The sequence below is a fragment of the Stenotrophomonas maltophilia group sp. RNC7 genome (assembly GCF_030910085.1).
GTDB lineage: Bacteria > Pseudomonadota > Gammaproteobacteria > Xanthomonadales > Xanthomonadaceae > Stenotrophomonas > Stenotrophomonas sepilia.
On the sequence record NZ_JAVFVN010000706.1, the window covers coordinates 60,951 to 77,393 of the forward strand.

The 16,443-nt window shown below is 68.0% G+C and carries 15 protein-coding genes; 7 read left to right on the forward strand and 8 right to left on the reverse strand.

Annotated features, from left to right (window positions below; genetic code table 11):
- Window positions 1-60 precede the first annotated feature (60 nt).
- Window positions 61-1,320 (forward strand): threonine/serine exporter family protein, encoded by a 1,260-nt coding sequence (locus RCF13_RS15280; RefSeq protein ID WP_061480220.1) that lies wholly within the window; start codon window positions 61-63, stop codon window positions 1,318-1,320.
- Window positions 1,321-1,429: 109 nt separating this feature from the next.
- Here the strand turns inward: RCF13_RS15280 and RCF13_RS15285 are convergent, their stop codons facing one another.
- The 3 genes from RCF13_RS15285 to RCF13_RS15295 all read right to left on the reverse strand — a co-directional run bounded on the left by RCF13_RS15285 (window position 1,430) and on the right by RCF13_RS15295 (window position 4,730).
- Complete coding sequence (locus tag RCF13_RS15285) at window positions 1,430-1,813, reverse strand: H-NS histone family protein (protein WP_010480700.1); 384 nt, start codon at window positions 1,811-1,813, stop codon at window positions 1,430-1,432.
- A gap of 221 nt (window positions 1,814-2,034) precedes the next feature.
- Entirely contained in the window at window positions 2,035-3,738 is a 1,704-nt protein-coding gene (locus RCF13_RS15290) for a proline--tRNA ligase (RefSeq protein ID WP_134967781.1), read from the reverse strand.
- Between the two features lie 614 nt (window positions 3,739-4,352).
- Entirely contained in the window at window positions 4,353-4,730 is a 378-nt protein-coding gene (locus tag RCF13_RS15295) for a DUF4124 domain-containing protein (RefSeq protein WP_308141317.1), read from the reverse strand.
- An 80-nt stretch (window positions 4,731-4,810) separates the two neighbouring features.
- Between RCF13_RS15295 and pssA the strand changes: the two genes are divergently transcribed.
- The 3 genes from pssA to rimI are packed head-to-tail and all read left to right on the forward strand — an operon-like array spanning window position 4,811 to window position 6,581.
- Window positions 4,811-5,587, forward strand: coding sequence for a CDP-diacylglycerol--serine O-phosphatidyltransferase (pssA, locus tag RCF13_RS15300; protein ID WP_061480606.1), 777 nt, complete (start codon window positions 4,811-4,813; stop codon window positions 5,585-5,587).
- On the forward strand, window positions 5,584-6,087 hold the full coding sequence (locus RCF13_RS15305) for a hypothetical protein (protein ID WP_061480607.1): 504 nt from the start codon (window positions 5,584-5,586) through the stop codon (window positions 6,085-6,087). Before pssA ends, RCF13_RS15305 begins: the two co-directional genes overlap by 4 nt.
- The gene (gene rimI, locus RCF13_RS15310; RefSeq protein ID WP_111200806.1) at window positions 6,084-6,581 is read left to right on the forward strand and encodes a ribosomal protein S18-alanine N-acetyltransferase; all 498 of its coding nucleotides are present in this window, start codon (window positions 6,084-6,086) and stop codon (window positions 6,579-6,581) included. Before RCF13_RS15305 ends, rimI begins: the two co-directional genes overlap by 4 nt.
- Window positions 6,582-6,626: 45 nt before the next feature.
- On the opposite strand, the gene RCF13_RS15315 is transcribed toward rimI, so the two are convergent.
- The 4 genes from RCF13_RS15315 to RCF13_RS15330 all read right to left on the reverse strand — a co-directional run bounded on the left by RCF13_RS15315 (window position 6,627) and on the right by RCF13_RS15330 (window position 12,469).
- Entirely contained in the window at window positions 6,627-7,448 is an 822-nt protein-coding gene (locus RCF13_RS15315; protein ID WP_134969388.1) for an EamA family transporter, read from the reverse strand.
- Between the two features lie 133 nt (window positions 7,449-7,581).
- Window positions 7,582-10,410, reverse strand: a complete 2,829-nt coding sequence (locus RCF13_RS15320; protein ID WP_308141318.1) for a valine--tRNA ligase — start codon at window positions 10,408-10,410, stop codon at window positions 7,582-7,584.
- Window positions 10,411-10,482: 72 nt separating this feature from the next.
- Window positions 10,483-10,908, reverse strand: a complete 426-nt coding sequence (locus RCF13_RS15325; RefSeq protein WP_005415211.1) for a DNA polymerase III subunit chi — start codon at window positions 10,906-10,908, stop codon at window positions 10,483-10,485.
- An 82-nt stretch (window positions 10,909-10,990) separates the two neighbouring features.
- Window positions 10,991-12,469 (reverse strand): leucyl aminopeptidase, encoded by a 1,479-nt coding sequence (locus tag RCF13_RS15330; protein ID WP_180885670.1) that lies wholly within the window; start codon window positions 12,467-12,469, stop codon window positions 10,991-10,993.
- A 104-nt stretch (window positions 12,470-12,573) separates the two neighbouring features.
- Between RCF13_RS15330 and lptF the strand changes: the two genes are divergently transcribed.
- Together lptF and lptG are read left to right on the forward strand one after the other, a co-directional pair.
- Complete coding sequence (gene lptF, locus RCF13_RS15335; protein ID WP_111177817.1) at window positions 12,574-13,656, forward strand: LPS export ABC transporter permease LptF; 1,083 nt, start codon at window positions 12,574-12,576, stop codon at window positions 13,654-13,656.
- Complete coding sequence (lptG, locus tag RCF13_RS15340) at window positions 13,653-14,759, forward strand: LPS export ABC transporter permease LptG (RefSeq protein ID WP_049414332.1); 1,107 nt, start codon at window positions 13,653-13,655, stop codon at window positions 14,757-14,759. Before lptF ends, lptG begins: the two co-directional genes overlap by 4 nt.
- Before the next feature lie 90 nt (window positions 14,760-14,849).
- Here lptG and RCF13_RS15345 read toward each other — a convergent pair whose 3' ends face one another.
- Entirely contained in the window at window positions 14,850-15,341 is a 492-nt protein-coding gene (locus RCF13_RS15345) for an RDD family protein (protein ID WP_061480612.1), read from the reverse strand.
- A gap of 56 nt (window positions 15,342-15,397) precedes the next feature.
- On the opposite strand from RCF13_RS15345, the gene xerD reads away from it, so the two are divergent.
- Entirely contained in the window at window positions 15,398-16,375 is a 978-nt protein-coding gene (gene xerD, locus RCF13_RS15350) for a site-specific tyrosine recombinase XerD (RefSeq protein WP_061480613.1), read from the forward strand.
- Window positions 16,376-16,443 lie beyond the last annotated feature (68 nt).

The window sequence follows — 16,443 nt, forward strand, 5'->3', positions numbered from 1 at the left end:
TTCGCGTCGAACTTGGATGAATTTCTCCGGCGGGCCCCAGCGTAGGTAATACTACGGCGCATGTCCGCAGATGCTCACACGATCCCCACGCCCCAGGCCACCTACGCACAGCGCGTGGCCTTCGTTTCCGAGATCGCCGGACGCCTGCACAGCTATGGCACCACGGCCCAGCGCCTGGAGACGGCGGTGGTTGCCCTGGCCCGCCAGCTCGATCTGGATTGTGAACCGTGGTCGAATCCCACCGGTATCATCCTCAGCTTCAGCGACCCGGCCCAGGCGATCGGCTCCAGCGACATCACCCGCGTGATCCGCCTGGCACCGGGTGAGAACGACCTGCACAAGCTCAGCGTTGCCGACCGCATAGCCGAAGAAGTGTCCAACGGGCGGATGAGCATCGCCCAGGGCCACACGGCGCTGCGCCAACTGGACAAGGATCCGGGCCGGCGCGGCAAGCTGCGCACCATCCTGTCGTTCACCCTCGGCGCGGCGGGCGTGGCCGGCATGTGGAAGCTGCCGTGGCTGGACATCGCCACTGCCGGTGTCATCGGCCTGATGATCGGCCTGCTCGGCATGGTCACCGATCGCCGCCCGGCCACCCGCGAAGCCGCCGAGGCACTGGCCGCGCTGCTGGCCGGCATGGTCGCCACCCTGGTCGCGTCGTTCATTGGTGCGCTCAACCTCAATACGGTGATCATCGCCTCGCTGGTGGTGCTGCTGCCCGGCATGTCGCTGACCAATGCGGTCAATGAGCTGGCCAGCCAGCACTGGGTATCGGGTACCGCGCGCTTTGCCGGCGCGCTGACCACCATCATGAAGCTCAGCGTCGGCGCGATGATCGCGGTGACCCTGGCCGATGTGCTCGGCCTGGATCCGGTGATCCGGGCCGCGCGGCCGCAGGGGCCCTGGGTGGAATGGGGCTCGCTGCTGACCGCCGCATTTGCCTTCGCGATGCTGTTCAAGGCCAATCGCCGCGATTATCCGTGGGTGATTGCCGCCTCGGTGGCCGGTTATGCGATCTCCAAGTTCGGCGGCCATGCCTGGGGCGCACCGGCCGGTATCTTCCTGTCGGCAATGCTGCTGACCGCCGGTGGCAACCTGTTCGGACGCCTGGTCGGGCGTCCGGGCGCGATCATCCGCCTGCCCGGCATCATCATGATGGTGCCCGGCAGCACCAGCCTGCGCGGCGTGCTGACCCTGGTCCAGCAGCAGGACGTGGGCGCCGGCCAGAGCGTGTTCCTTACCGTGCTCAACGTGGTGATGGCACTGGTGGCCGGCCTGCTGTTCGGCAATCTGCTGATGCCCGCCCGCAAGACCCTGTAGAGCCGAGCCCATGCTCGGCTTCGGATATGGATAGCCGAGCGTGGGCTCGGCTCTACAAACAAAAAACGCCGGCTTTCGCCGGCGTTTTTCATTGCATCCCGATCCGGCCTCAGGCCTTCTTGATCAGGAAATCTTCCGGCTTCTTGTTGCCCTTGGCAGTCAGCTCAGCCATCCAGCGCGGCTGCTTGCCACGGCCGGTCCAGGTTTCCTTGGGGTTGGCCGGGTTGCGGTACTTCGGGGCAACCTTGCCCAGCTTGCGGCCGGCGGTCTTCGACGGGGCCTTGGCGGCCGGAGCGGCCTTGCGGGCACGCGTGGCCGGGGCGCTGCCGAACAGTTCTTCGATGGTGTAACCCTCGGTCTTGGCCAGCTTGGTCAGCTGGGCCCGGACCTTGGTGATCGGCCGGCGCTTGGCGACGATGGTCTGCTGCTTCTTGGCGGTACGGATCAGGGCGCCCAGCTCGCGTGCTGACAGGCCGGTCAGGTCAATGCTCATTTACGGTTACTCCGGAAACTAATGTGTGGACGGGACAAGCCAGTCCATGGCGTCGGCGGACAGAATAGAGATGAATTAATCACAGCACAAATGCAGGCAGGACATGCCGTGGCGGCATACCAGCACCGTGGCTGCGATTTTGACCGGATTATGTCCGCTGCAATATTGGGGAAGGCCGCAGGCAGAAAAAAAAGACCGGGGCAGGCCCCGGTCTTTCCACGTCAGCCCTGCAGTCGCTGCAGCAGGGTGGCCTTGTCCAGGCTCTCCGCCTCGCTGGCGCGGCGCGCGCGGTACTCGTAGGTGCCGGCGGCCAGGCCGCGTTCGCTGACCACCACGCGGTGCGGGATGCCGATCAGTTCCATGTCGGCGAACATCGCGCCCGGGCGCAGGCCGCGATCGTCGAGCGCGGCGTCCAGGCCGGCGTCGCGCAGCTCCTGCAGCAGATTGGCTGCAGCGTCAGCCACAGCGGCATCGCCCTTCGGGTTGATCACGCACACCACGACCTGCCACGGCGCCATCGCGTCCGGCCAGATGATGCCGGCATCGTCATGGTTCTGTTCGATCGCGGCAGCCACCACGCGCGAGATACCGATGCCGTAGCAGCCCATCGCCATCACTGCCGCCTTGCCGTTTTCATCCAGCACGGTGGCATCCAGCGCTTCGGCGTACTTGCGGCCGAGCTGGAACACGTGGCCGACTTCGATGCCACGGGCGATCTTCAGTTCACCGCCGTCCACAGCACGATCACCGGCACGCACGTTGCGGACGTCGGCCACTTCCGGTTCCGGCAGGTCGCGGCCCCAGTTGACGCCGGCCAAGTGGAAACCGGCCTCGTTGGCGCCGACGACGAAGTCGGACATTGCCGCCACTTCGCGATCGGCGACCACGCGGATGGCCTTGGCCGGCGCGACCGGGCCGAGGAAGCCTGGCACGCTGCCCAGGTACTCGGCGATTTCCGCCTCGCTGGCGAAGCGCTGCTCGTCCAGCCCGGCCACCTTGGCCAGCTTGATCTCGTTGACCTCATGGTCGCCACGCACCAGCACCAGCACGAACTGCTGTGCCTCGCCTTCGCCGGCGATCAGTGCCACCGACTTCACCGTGCGCTGCAGGTCGATGCCGAGCAGGGCCGCGACGTCCTCGCAGGTCTTCTGGGTGGGGGTATCCACCTTGCGCATTGTTTCGGAGGCGGCCGCACGCGGTGCCGGATCGGCGGCGATCGCCGCCTCCATGTTGGCCGCGTAGTCCGAACCGGTGGAGAACACCAGGGCGTCTTCGCCGGAATCGGCGATCACGTGGAACTCCTGCGAAGCATCGCCGCCGATCGCGCCGGAGTCCGCCTGCACCATGCGGAAGTCCAGGCCGAGGCGGGTGAAGATGCGGCTGTAGGCCGACTTCATGTTCTCGTACTCGCGCACCAGGCACTCATCGTGCAGGTGGAACGAATAGGCGTCCTTCATCAGGAACTCGCGCGCGCGCATCACGCCGAAGCGCGGGCGGATCTCGTCGCGGAACTTGGTCTGAATCTGGTAGAAGTTCACCGGCAGCTGCTTGTAGCTGGACAGCTCGCTGCGCGCGAAGTCGCAGGCGGCTTCTTCGGCGGTCGGGCTGTAGCAGAACACCTGGTCCTTGCGGTCCTTGATCTTCAGCAGCTGCGGGCCGAACTTCTGCCAGCGGCCGGTCTGCTCCCACAGTTCCTTCGGCTGGATGGTCGGGATCTGGAATTCCACCGCGCCGGCCCGGTCCATTTCCTCGCGAACGATGCGCTCGACCTTGCGCAGCACGCGCAGGCCCAGCGGCGACCAGGTGTACAGGCCCGATGCCAGCTTGCGGATCATGCCCGCGCGCAGCATCAGCCGATGGCTGGTCAGCTCGGCGTCGCTGGGGGTTTCCTTGGTGGTGTGCAGGTGGAACTGGGAGAGGCGCATCGTCGGCTTCGGATAACGGCAGAGACGCCTATTCTGCCAGCCCGGCCGGGGGGAGGGGTATCGGCAGGGCTGCGCCCTGCACCCGCCGTAGTGCCGGCCGCTGGCCGGCAACCTCAGAAGCAACAGCCGAAGCAACAGCGGGTTTCCCGTGGGATGGCGGGGTGGGTCCGGTTGCGGGGGACGCCGTGAATCCGTCCATGGATGCTCGGTCGCGCCATCCATGGCGCTCACGCCCCCGCAACCGGACCCGCCCCGCCTTCGACAGTTTCCTGCGAGCTGTCGGAATGGCTCCTGGGGTCAGATCCGTTTTCCGCAGGAAAACGGATCTGACCCCGGATTCAATTCGAGATCCGACAGATTTCATCCACGCATGGCGTGGATCTACCACCGTCACCAGGAACCTGTCGGGGGTGGGGCGGGGGGGGGGGGGGGGGGGGGGGGGGGGGGGGGGGGGGGGGTTGGGGTGGGGGGGGGGGCCCCCGCGCCGCCGCGGGGCCGGCGGGCCCCCCCCCCCCCCCCCCCCCCCCCCCCCCGCCATTCCACGGAATGCCCGCTTTTGACGTTGCCGTTGCTTGCAGCCTCTGCAGGTGCAGGGCGCAGCCCTGCCGATACCCTTAACCGGCCGGTGGGCAGTACGCCTTGATGGCGGCCTCCGCCAATCCCCTCTGTGCGGTGTGCTGCTCCGGGGTCAACGGGGTATCGGCCTTGCCATCACCATCGGTGTCCTGCATCACCTGACCACCGCCGTCCAGCAGGGCCAGGTTGGCCCGGGCCGTGCTGCACTGCTCGGGAACCGGCGCGGCCGGGGTCTCGGCGCTGGCCGCGGCCTGCGGGCTGCGGGCCTGCTCGCGGGTCTCGTACTTCTTGCCCGCCGGTGGGGTCTCCGAGTACTGCGTCACGCCATGGGCGTCCTTCCATTTGTACACGGGACCGGCCACGGCGTTGGCACTGGCCAACAGCAGCAGGCATCCAAGGCAGGACAGGGCACGCATGGCAAACTCCACGGAATGGGCGTAGAACGCCGATTGCAGCATTGGCGCCGAGCACTGGCAAGTCGATTAAACTGGATTCCATGGACCCGATCACACCGCCGCCGCGCTCGCGCACGATTTACCTGTTGCCCAACCTGTTCACCACCGCCGGCCTGTTCTCCGGTTTCTACGCGATCATCGCCGCGGCCAACGGGGATTTCGTCAACGCCAGCATCGCCGTGTTCGTGGCGGCGGTGATGGATGGCCTGGACGGGCGCGTGGCGCGCCTGACCGGTACCAGCAGCGAATTCGGCGTGCAGTACGACTCGCTGGCCGACCTGGTCAGCTTCGGTATGGCCCCGGCGCTGGTGATGTACCACTGGTCGCTGTCGTGGCTGAAGTTCGACGATCCGCTGCTCGGCCGCGTCGGCTGGGCCGTTGCCTTTCTGTATGCGGCCTGCGCGGCGCTGCGCCTGGCCCGCTTCAACACGCAGGTGGCGGTGGTCGACAAGCGCTGGTTCGTCGGCCTGGCCAGCCCGGCCGCAGCGGGCCTGATGATGTCCTTCGTCTGGGCGTTTGCCGACGGCAACCTGGGCTGGGATGGCAACCAGCTGCGCTACGTGGCGCTGGCGGTGACGATCATCGCTGCGCTGCTGATGGTCAGCCGTATCCGTTTCTGGAGCTTCAAGGGCGGCGATGCCAAGGGCACCCGTTCGGATCGCGTGCCGTTCCTGGTGTTGGCACTGGTGCCGGTCGCCATTGCCATTGCGGTGATCGACCTGCCGCGCGTGCTGTTCGCGGTCGGCATCCTGTACGCCTTGTCCGGCCCGGTGATGTGGGCCGTGCAGCGCATGCGCAAGAAGCCCGAGGCCGCGTGAGCCAGGACCTGCCCGTGCTGTGGTCACCGGCCCAGCAGGCCTGGCTGCAGGCCATGGGCTATACCGTCTATCACGACGGCCAGCTGGCCGCCGAGCTGGATGCCGCATTGCAGTTGAGCGTGGCCGAAGCCGAAGCCAGCGTTGCCCCGCCGGAGCCGGTGCGGGCTGCTGTGCCGCCGCGCGACGCCCACGCCGCGCCCGCGACCGCAGTACGCGCGGAACGCCCGGCACCGCCGCGCCGCGAAACGCCGGTCAGTGCCCCGGATACCGTGCCGGCGGCTGAGCGCCCGCTGCCCAGCGGCAACGCACGCCAGCCGGTGGTACGCCTGCCCGATCGCCTGCAGATCGCACTGCTGCGCGCCTCTGGCTGCAACCCGAACGACCCGGCCACCCAGATGCTGATGGACAGCTGGCCGCTGGACCAGCTGCGCCGCGACCCGGCCGCCAAGCGTGCGCTGTGGCCGCAGCTGCGTGCCCTGCGCAAGCGGGGCACGCCGTGAGCGCGGTAACCCGGCCCGGCCCGGTCAGCCTGCGTGCGCTGCGCGAGAGTGACCTCAATGCCGTGATGGCGATCGAGCTGCGGGGCTATCCTTTTCCCTGGACCCGCGGCATCTTCATCGACTGCCTGCGCGCCGGTTATCCCGGCCTGGCGATGGAGCGCGATGGCCTGCTGGTCGGCTATGGCGTGCTCAGCATCGCCGCGGATGAAGCGCACGTGCTCAACATCTGCATCGACCCGCTGGCACAGTCGCGCGGGCTGGGCCGCCAGCTGCTGCGCGCGCTGGTGCAACTGGCCGCCGACCGTGGTGCCCAGCGCGTCTTCCTGGAGGTGCGTCCGTCCAATACGCCGGCGCTGGCGCTGTATCACAGCGAAGGCTTCAACGAGATCGGCCGCCGCCCGCGCTACTACCCGGCCGCACAGGGCCGCGAGGACGCGGTGGTGATGGCGATCGAGCTGGTCGACGGCGACCTGCAGGTGATGCCGCCGCTGTGACGCAGACGGGTTGCCGGCCAGCGGCCAGCACTACCAACGCGCCCATCACGCCAGCCGCAACGCCAGCACGCCACCGACGATGAGCGACGCCGCCAGCCAGCGCGCGCGCGGAATCCGCTCACGCAGCAGGAACACCGAGATCAGCAGCGCGAACAGGATCGAGGATTCGCGCAGCGCCGAAATCATTGCCACCGGCGCCTGGGTCATGGCCCACAATGCCATCGCATAGGAGGCGGTGGTGCCGACGCCACCGGCCAGTCCCAGCGGCCAATGCCGCCGGGCATAGTCCAGCACCGCGCCGCCGCGCGTGTACAACGCCCACAGCGGCAGCGGAATGCCCGACAGCAGGAACAACCACAACGTGTAGCTGAGCGCGCTGCCGGACTGGCGCGCACCCTGCGCATCGACCAGCGTGTAGGTGGCGATCATCGCTGCGGTCAGCAGCGGCAGGCGCAGTTGGCCGCCACGCGCACCCACTGCCATGCACAGGATGCCGGTGCTCACCAGTACCACGCCCAGCCACGCTGCAGCGGGCAATGGTTCACCGAGCAGGGTGCCCGCCACTGCGACCAGGATCGGCGCGCTGCCACGCATCAGCGGGTAGGCCAGGCTCATGTCGACCTGCTGGTAACAGCGTGCGACCAGCCCGTAATAGGTCACCTGCAACAGCACCGATGCGCCCAGCCAGGGCCAGCTGTGCGCGGCGGGAAAAGGCAGGAAGGGCAGGGCGGCGGCCGACAGCAGCGCGGCGCTGCCGGTGACCAGCACGGTGCCGAGGAACTTGTCCGGCCCGCGCTTGACGATCGCATTCCAGCTGGCATGCAGTGCCGCAGCGGCGAGAACCAGCAGGAAGATCGAAAGAGGCATCCGGCGATGATGCCATGCGGGGGAAATGGAAACGCCGGGCATCGCCCGGCGTTTCCCATTCCGCTTGGGTGGGTGCCAACCTCTCCCGCCGTGGTAGGTGCCAACCTTGGTTGGCACGCACCAGAGCGCAGCGTTACAGCTTCGCGCGCTGTTCGCGCAGGCCGGCCAGCTGGGTGTTCCAGTCGGCCAGGCGCACGCGTTCCTGCTCGACCACGGCCGGCGGCACCTTGTCGGTGAACCTGGCCAGCTTGGTCTCGCTCTTTTCCTGCTCGCCTTCTACGCGCTTGATCTCCTTGTCCAGGCGCGCGCGCTCGGCATCGAGATCGACCAGGCCCTCCAGCGGCACCAGCAGCTTCAGCTCGCCCACAATCGCGGCGGCCGCCGGCGGTGCGCTTTCGCCTTCAGCCAGCCACTGGATGCTGTCCAGCTTCAGCAGGAACGACAGCGAAGCGCTGAAGCGTTCGATACGCACGCGGTCCTGTTCCAGGCCGGCCTGCAGGCGCAGCGGCACCAGCTTGGACGGCGCGACGTTCAGCTCACTGCGCACGCGACGCACCGCGCTGATCACCGCCTTCAGCCATTCCACGTCGGCCTCGGCCTGGGCGAAATCGCCTTCGAACTCGGCGGCGGTCGGGTAGGGGCGCAGCGACAGCGTGGTTTCGGCCAGGCCCAGGCGCGGGGCCAGCTGCTGCCACAGCTGTTCGGTGATGAACGGCGTCAGCGGGTGCAGCAGGCGCAGCAGTGCTTCCAGCACGTACAGCAGGGTGTGGCGGGTGCTTTCGGCATCGGCGGCGTCGGCACCGTTCAGGGCCGGCTTGCTCAGTTCCAGGAACCAGTCGCAGAACGCGTTCCACGCAAACTCGTACAGGCACTGCGCCAGCAGGTCGAAGCGGTAGGCGGCGAAATGCCCCTGTGCCTCGGCGGTGGTGGCGGCCAGGCGGGCGAGGATCCAGCGCTCGGCATCGGTGCGCGGCTTGGGCGCGCCGGTGAACGCAGCGCCTTCGGTGTTCATCAGGGCGAAGCGGCTGGCGTTCCACAGCTTGTTGCAGAAGTTCTTGTAGCCCTCGGCGCGGTTCATGTCGAACTTGATGTCGCGGCCGTGGGTGGCCAGCGCGGCGATGGTGAAGCGCAGCGCATCGGCACCGTGGGCAGCAATGCCGTCCGGGAATTCCTTGCGGGTGGCCTTCTCGATCTTCTCGACCATCTTCGGCTGCATCAGGCCGCCGGTGCGCTTGGCAACCAGATCGTCGATGGTGATGCCGTCGATGATGTCCAGCGGGTCGAGCACGTTGCCCTTGCTCTTGGACATCTTCTGGCCCTGGCCGTCGCGGATCAGGCCGGTGAAGTAGACATCCTTGAACGGGATCTTCCCGACCAGGTTGTCGGTGGCCATGATCATGCGCGCCACCCAGAAGAAGATGATGTCGAAGCCGGTGATCAGCACCGACGACGGCAGGTAGCGGTCGAAGCCACGCTCGGCCATGGCCTGCTCGTTCGGCCAGCCCAGGGTGGAGAACGGCCACAGCTGCGAGGAGAACCAGGTCTCCAGCACGTCGCTTTCCTGGTCCAGCACCACGTCGCTGCCCAGGTTGTGCTTTGCCCGCACTTCCTCTTCGCTGCGACCGACGTAGCAGTTGCCGGTGGCGGCATCGAACCACGCCGGGATGCGGTGGCCCCACCACAGCTGGCGGCTGATGCACCAGTCCTGGATGTTGTTCATCCAGTGGCGGTAGGTGTTGATCCAGTTCGGCGGCACGAAGGAAATGCTTCCGTCCTCGACCAGTTCCAGGCCACGCTTGGCCAGGTCGTCCATCTTCACGAACCACTGGTCGGTCAGGTACGGCTCGATCACCTGGCCGGTACGGTCGCCGCGCGGCACCTGCAGCTTGTGCGCCTTGGTCTCGACCAGGATGCCCAGGTCTTCCAGTTCGGCCAGCACCGCCCTGCGCGCTTCATAGCGGTCCAGGCCCTGGAAGCGTTCCGGTGCATTCTCGTTCAGCGCCGCCACCGGGGTGAACAGGTTGATCATCGGCAGGCTGTGGCGCACGCCCACTTCGTAGTCGTTGAAGTCGTGCGCCGGGGTGACCTTGACCACGCCGGTGCCGAACGCACGGTCCACGTAGTCGTCGGCGATCACCGGCACGCGGCGGCCGGTCAGCGGCAGCACCACGCTCTTGCCGATCAGGTGCGCGTAACGCTCGTCTTCCGGGTGCACCATCACCGCGGTATCGCCCAGCAGCGTTTCCGGGCGGGTGGTGGCGACGACCAGGTAGTCGCGGGTTTCGCGCAGGGTTTCCACGCCGTCGGCATCGCGCTCGACGTGCTCGTAGCTCAGGCCTTCGTCCAGCGTGTAGGCGATCGACCACAGGAAGCCGTCTTCCTCGGCGCTCTCCACTTCCAGGTCGGAAATGGCGGTCTTCAGCACCGGGTCCCAGTTCACCAGGCGCTGGCCGCGGTAGATCAGGCCCTGCTCGTACCAGCGCACGAAGGCCTCATTGACCGCCGCCGACGGCTGCGGGTCCATGGTGAAGGTGCTGCGCGACCAGTCGGCGGAGGTGCCAAGGCGACGCATCTGGCGTTCGATGGTGTCGCCGGACTGCTGCTTCCACTCCCAGACCTTGCCGATGAAGCCCTCGCGGCCCAGCAAATCGCGGGTCTCGCCCTTGCCTTCCAGCGCCAGGTTGCGGCTGACCACCATTTCGGTGGCGATGCCGGCGTGGTCGGTACCGACCTGCCACAGCGTGTCGTAGCCGCGCATGCGGTGGTAGCGCACCAGCGCGTCCATCAGGGTCTGCTGGAAGGCGTGGCCCATGTGCAGGGTGCCGGTCACGTTCGGCGGCGGCAGCAGGATGGTGTACGGCTCGCCCGTGCCGGACGGCTTGAAGTGGCCGGCCTTCTCCCAGGCCTCGTAGAGGTCGGTCTCGAAGGACGTCGGGTCGTAGCTGGAGGCGAGTTGGGTCATGCGGGGGAACCAGGAGGTAATCGTTGAAGGATCAGGGCGCGGCGGCGGCCCATCAAGGGGGCCGGGGCGCGGTCACATGTCATGCTTGTTCAGGTCGTAACCGGCGGCCTTGTACTGGCGCCAGCGCTCGCGCAGCGGTTCGCGCGCTTCCGGATCGGCCGGCACCACTTCCAGCACGCGCTCGCACTGGCCCAGCCAGGGCTCGTCGCGCAGGTTGATCACCAGCGGACGCGCTGGTGCCTCGGTGCCGGGTACCGCGATCAGTACCAGGGCCTCTTCCTCGTCCATGTCTTCGCCGGCGATCTGGTGCGGGATGTAGGCGTCGTTGTCGAATGCCCACAACAGCTCGTCCAGCTCCTCGGCCTGGGCCTGGTCACGGGCCAGCACCAGGGTGAACAACCCGGCGTCGTTGGCCTTGCGCGCCAGCTCACAGACCAGGCGCAGCGGCTCGGTCAGGAAGCGGGGCTTGGCGATCAGGTAGAAGTCGGCGCGGGGCATGGCAGGGTCCGGGTCAGGCAGGGGCCCGGCAGTGCCGGGCGAGGCCCCGGCCGGCGTCTGCCGGCCAGGGTCGGGTACGGCATCAGGCGCGGGCGACCTGGTCCAGCAGCCACTGGCTCAGCAGGCCGACCGGGCGGCCGGTGGCCATGCCACGCTTGCCTTCATCGCTGGCCACGCCGGCGATGTCCAGGTGGGCCCAGCGCTGGCCTTCGGTGAAGCGCGACAGGAAGCAGCCGGCGGTGATCGCACCGGCCCAGCGGCCACCGATGTTATAGACGTCGGCGAAGGTCGAATCCAGCATCGGCTGGTACTCGTCCCACAGCGGCAGGCGCCAGGCGCGGTCGAACACATGCTCGCCAGCGGCCAGCAGTTCATTGGCCAGGTCGTCGTGCTTGCTCATCAGGCCGGCGGTCTGGTGGCCGAGGGCGACCATGCAGGCACCGGTCAGGGTGGCCACGTCGACCAGCGCGGCCGGCTCGAAGCGCTGTGCGTAGGTCAGCGCGTCGCACAGGATCAGGCGGCCTTCGGCGTCGGTGTTGCCGACTTCGATGGTCTTGCCCGACATCGAGGTGATCACGTCCGACGGACGATAGGCGTTGCCATCAATGGCGTTTTCCACCGCCGGGACCACCACGACGAGGTTCAGCGGCAGCTTGGCCTTGACCGCAGCGACGAAGGTGCCGATGACGTTGGCGCCACCGCACATGTCGTACTTCATTTCCTCGATGCCGCCCTGGGTCTTCAGGTTGACGCCACCGGTATCGAAGGTGATGCCCTTGCCGACCAGCACGTACGGCTTGGCGTCACCGCCATTGTTCCACTTCAGCACGACCAGGCGCGGGCGGTTGGCCGAGCCACGGGCCACGGCCAGCAGCGAGCCCATGCCCAGCGCTTCCATCTGGTGCTCGTCGAGGATCTCGGCTTCGGCACCGTCGTGCTCGCCGGCGAACTTCACGCCCACGTCGGCCAGATAGGCCGGGGTGCAGTAGTTGGGCGGCAGGTTGCCCAGCTCGCGGGCGAACTCGACACCGGCGGCGATGGCCTGGCCCTGAGCCAGCGCCTGCGCGTCGTCACCGGCGATGGCCAGCTGGGTCAGACCGGCGTCGTCGGCCTTCTTCTTGCCCAGGGTGGCGGTGTAGCGGTAGGCGGCGTGATCGGCGGCGATCACCGCCTGACGGATCGCCCAGGCCGCGTCGCGGTCCTTCACCGCCACTTCGGACAGGGTGAACAGTGCGCTGCGGGCAGCACCGGCCTTCAGCGCGCGCACGGCGTCGCCCACGGCCTTCAGGTACTGCGGCACGCCGAAACGGGCGGCTTCACCGAGGCCGACCACCAGCACGCGCGGGGCGGTCACGCCCGGCAGGTCGTGCAGCAGGGTGGTTGCGCCGGTCTTGCCGGACAGGTCGCCACGCTCGGCCAGGGCCGCCAGGCGGCCACCGCTGGCGGCATCCAGGGCCTGCGCGGCCGGGGTCAGGGTATGGTCGGCATACGCGCCGACCACCAGGCAATCAACGGTGGCGGCGGCCGGAGCAACGTGGTTCAGGGTGAATTCGAGGGCCATTGAGCAGATTCCATTGGCGAGTCCGTACAATCGCAGGCCGTTTACGCCCAGACAGTAGACTGGGCGGCACCGCGAACGAACCCCAGAGTTTAAACCACCGCCCCATGCTGAAGCTCGACCGATACCTGCTGGGCGATTTCGTCCAGAGTTTCCTGGCTACCCTGATCGTCCTGCTGGTGGTCAGCGTGGGCGGCGTGCTGGTGGACATCCTCGGCAACATCGCCGACGGACGCCTGCCGGCCAAGCTGCTGTTCTCCCAGCTGGGCCTGCAGTTCATCGCCTACCTGCCGCTGATCCTGCCGCTGGCCCTGATGCTGGGCCTGCTGCTGGCCGTGGCGCGGCTGTACCGCGACTCGGAAATGGCGGTCATCACCGCCATTGGTGTTGGCCCCAAGCGACTGCTGCGACCGCTGCTGATGCTGGTGGTGCCGGTGGTGCTGCTGGTCGGCGCCTGCTCGCTGTGGCTGGGCCCGTGGGCAGGCCGGGTGGCCGAGCAGATGATCATCGAGGCCAACCGCAGCGTGCTGATGGCCGGCCTGGAGCCGGGCCGGTTCACGCCGCTGCCCAATGGCGGCGTGGTCTACCTGTCCTCGATCTCGCCTGACGGCACCGAGCTGGGCAAGGTGTTCCTGCAGCGGCAGAAGGACGATCGCCTGGAAGTGGTGTCGGCCAACAGTGGCCGCATGTACTTCGAGGGCACCCGCCAGCGTTTCCTGGAGCTGGATGATGGCCACCAGGTGGAAGGCCCGGTGGCCGCTGGGCTGGATTACCGGCTGGCGACCTTCGCCCGCAACGACGTGGCCCTGCCCGATGGCGCACAGACCCGCACCGAGGACGACCCGGAACTGATGCCGACCCTGCAGCTGATCGGTGATGCACGGCCGCAGGCGCAGGCGCAGCTGCATCGCCGGCTGGCACCGCCGCTGATCGCGCTGGCGTTCGCCCTGCTGACCGTGCCGTTGGGCCGCAGCTCGCCGCGCCAGCAGCGCTACGGGCGCATGATGCTGGCCCTGCTGGCCTACATGGTGGGCACCAACCTGATGTTCATCGGCAGCGGCTGGATTGCCAACGGCAAGATTCCGCCCGCGCTCGGCCTGTGGTGGTTGACCCTGCCGCTGCTGGCGCTGGCGATCTGGATGTATGTACGTGATGGCCGCCTGGGCCGTCCGAAGGGAGCCCGCGCATGAGGCTGCGCCCGATGCGTTTCGACCTGTACCTGGGCCGGTCGGTGTTCACCACCGTGCTGCTGACCTGGGCGGTGCTGGTGGGCCTGGACGTGGTGATGGCCTTCTCCGGCGAGTTCAAGGACATCGGCAAGAACGGCTACACCCTGGGGCATGCCGCCGCGTGGGTGCTGTACACGGTGCCGCGCCGCGCCTACACCATGTTCCCGACCGCCGCAGTGATCGGCGCACTGATGGGCTTGGGCCAGCTGGCCGCGACCTCGGAGCTGACCGCGCTGCGTGCACTGGGCCTGTCGCGCAAGCGCCTGAGCGTTTCGGTGGCGATTGCGCTTTCGCTGCTGACCGCGGTGATGGTGCTCAGCGCCGAGACGCTGGGCCCGTGGGGCCAGGACCGTGCCGATGCGCTGAAATCCAGCGCCAAATGGGGGCGGGATATTGCCACTACCCGTTACTCGGGGCTGTGGGCACGCGAAGGCGACACCTTCCTCAATGCGCAGAGCGGCGAGGAGCAGCTGGTGGGCGACAAGGGCACGCGGCTGATCCTGCGTGATGTGCGCCTGTACCGGGTCGCCGAAGATGGCAAGATCGCCTCGTTGACCCACGCCGCCACCGCCGAGCACGACAAGGACGGCTGGGTGTTGACCGGCGTGCGCCGCGACACCTTTGGCGAGCGCTCGGCAACCCGTCAGGAAGTGGCACGAGAACCCTGGAACTCGAAGTTGGACCCGGCCGCGCTGGCGACCGGTATCGCCAAGCCGCGCAACCTCAGCGTGTCCGAGCTGAGCACCAGCATTGCCTACCGCGAACGCAACGGGCTGGACGCGCGCGATTTCGAGGATGTGTACTGGAGCCGCTGGTTCTATCCGGTGAACGTGCTGGCCCTGTGCCTGGCGGCGGTGCCGTTCGCGTTCGGATCGCTGCGCAGCGGCGGCATGGGCAAGCGCTTGTTCCTGGGCATCCTGTTCGCATTGGGCTTCTGGCTGCTGCAGCTGTTCTTCGGCCGCATGGCCGGCGCGCTGAAGTTCGACTACCGCATTGCCTACGCGTTGCCGCCGATCGTGATGCTGGCGGTGTCCGGACTGCTGTTCCGGCGCAAGTCGGGCTGATTCTGATTGTTGTAGAGCCGAGCCTGTGCTCGGCTGTCACGTACAGTGCGGAAAGCAGCCGAGCACGGGCTCGGCTCTACAGACAGCGCCTTACCGTTTCGGCATCCGCACCATGCAGGTGGCGCTGGCGCGGTCGTGCCAGGTCAGGCGTTGGCGGTCGACCCACGCCCACCAGAATCCCAGTCCGCCCAGCAGCAGGGACAGCGTGCCTACCGCAAAGCGCAGCCACAACTGCCCGCGCCGCAACGGCGTGCCATCGATTGATTGCACTTTCAGCCGCCACGGGCGCATGCCCAGGGTCTGTCCGCCGCGGCGCCAGCTGGCCGTGGCATACCACCCCGTGACCGCCCAGCACACCGCCCACAGCAGCCACTGCCAGGCGCTGAACGGCGCGATGTTCTCGCGCTGTGCGTGGCCGCTGAAGGTGTAGGCGAGGGTGAACAGCGTGCCGGCCAGCATCCAGAGCGCCAGCACCGGCAGTGCGTCGTAGGCCATCGCCAGCACGCGCCACAGCAGCAATGCGCGCGGATGGAGCATTTCGGTAGCGGCCGCAGGGGCCGTGTCGGTGGCAGGGCGGGACATGCGCCGAGCATACGCAAAGCTGGCCGTGCCCGCAGTGGCCCTCGTATCCTGCACGCATGGCCCTTGTCTCCACCCCCGCCGAACGCCGCCAGCTGGTCCAGCAACTGCCCGAGCTTCGCGCCGACGACAGCGTGCGCATCCAGCGCTTCCTCGATGCGATCTGGGCCGAGAACGGCCTGGCCCGCGCCACGCTCGACAGCTACCGGCGTGACCTCGAAGGGTTGGCGCGCTGGATGGATGGACGCGACGGTGGCCTGGCCGGCATCGAGCGTCCCGGACTGTTCGAGTATCTGGCCTGGCGCACCCGGCATGGCTGGTCGCCGCGCAGCAATGCGCGCCTGCTGTCGGCGTTGCGGGCGTTCTTCGCCGATGCGGTCCGCCGTGGCGAACGCAGCGAGGACCCGAGTGCGCTGCTGGATCCACCGAAGCTGCCACGGTTGTTGCCCAAGGCGCTGGCCGAGAGCCAGATCGATGCGCTGCTGGCGGCCCCGGACATCGACAGCCCACTGGGCCTGCGCGATCGCGCCATGCTGGAACTGATGTATGCCGCCGGCCTGCGCGTGAGCGAGCTGGTGTTGCTGCCGGCCACGGCGATCAACCTGCGCCAGGGCGTGCTGCGGGTCACCGGCAAGGGCAGCAAGGAACGGCTGGTGCCGCTGGGCGAGGAATCCCAGCACTGGCTGGAGCGTTACCTGCAGCAGTCGCGCCCGCAGCTGGTCGGCAAGGGCAAGGTGCATGCCCTGGCGGATGGGCAGACCCCGTTGTTCGTCGAACCGACGCTGCATGCGCTGACCCGGCAGGCGTTCTGGCATCTGGTCAAGCGCCACGCCCAGGTGGCCGGCATCGATCCGGCGCGGATCAGCCCGCATGGCCTGCGGCACAGCTTCGCCACCCATCTGCTCAACCGCGGTGCCGATCTGCGCGCGCTGCAGATGCTGCTTGGCCACAGTTCCTTGTCGACCACCCAGATCTATACCCTGGTCGCGCGCGAGCACCTGCAGAAGCTGCACGCCCGCCACCATCCGCGTGGCTGAGCGCCGGGCTGAATCGCTGCCCGGGGCGCTGCCGGCCGTCGCCGCCCGGTCGCGGTGGCTGTGTCAGA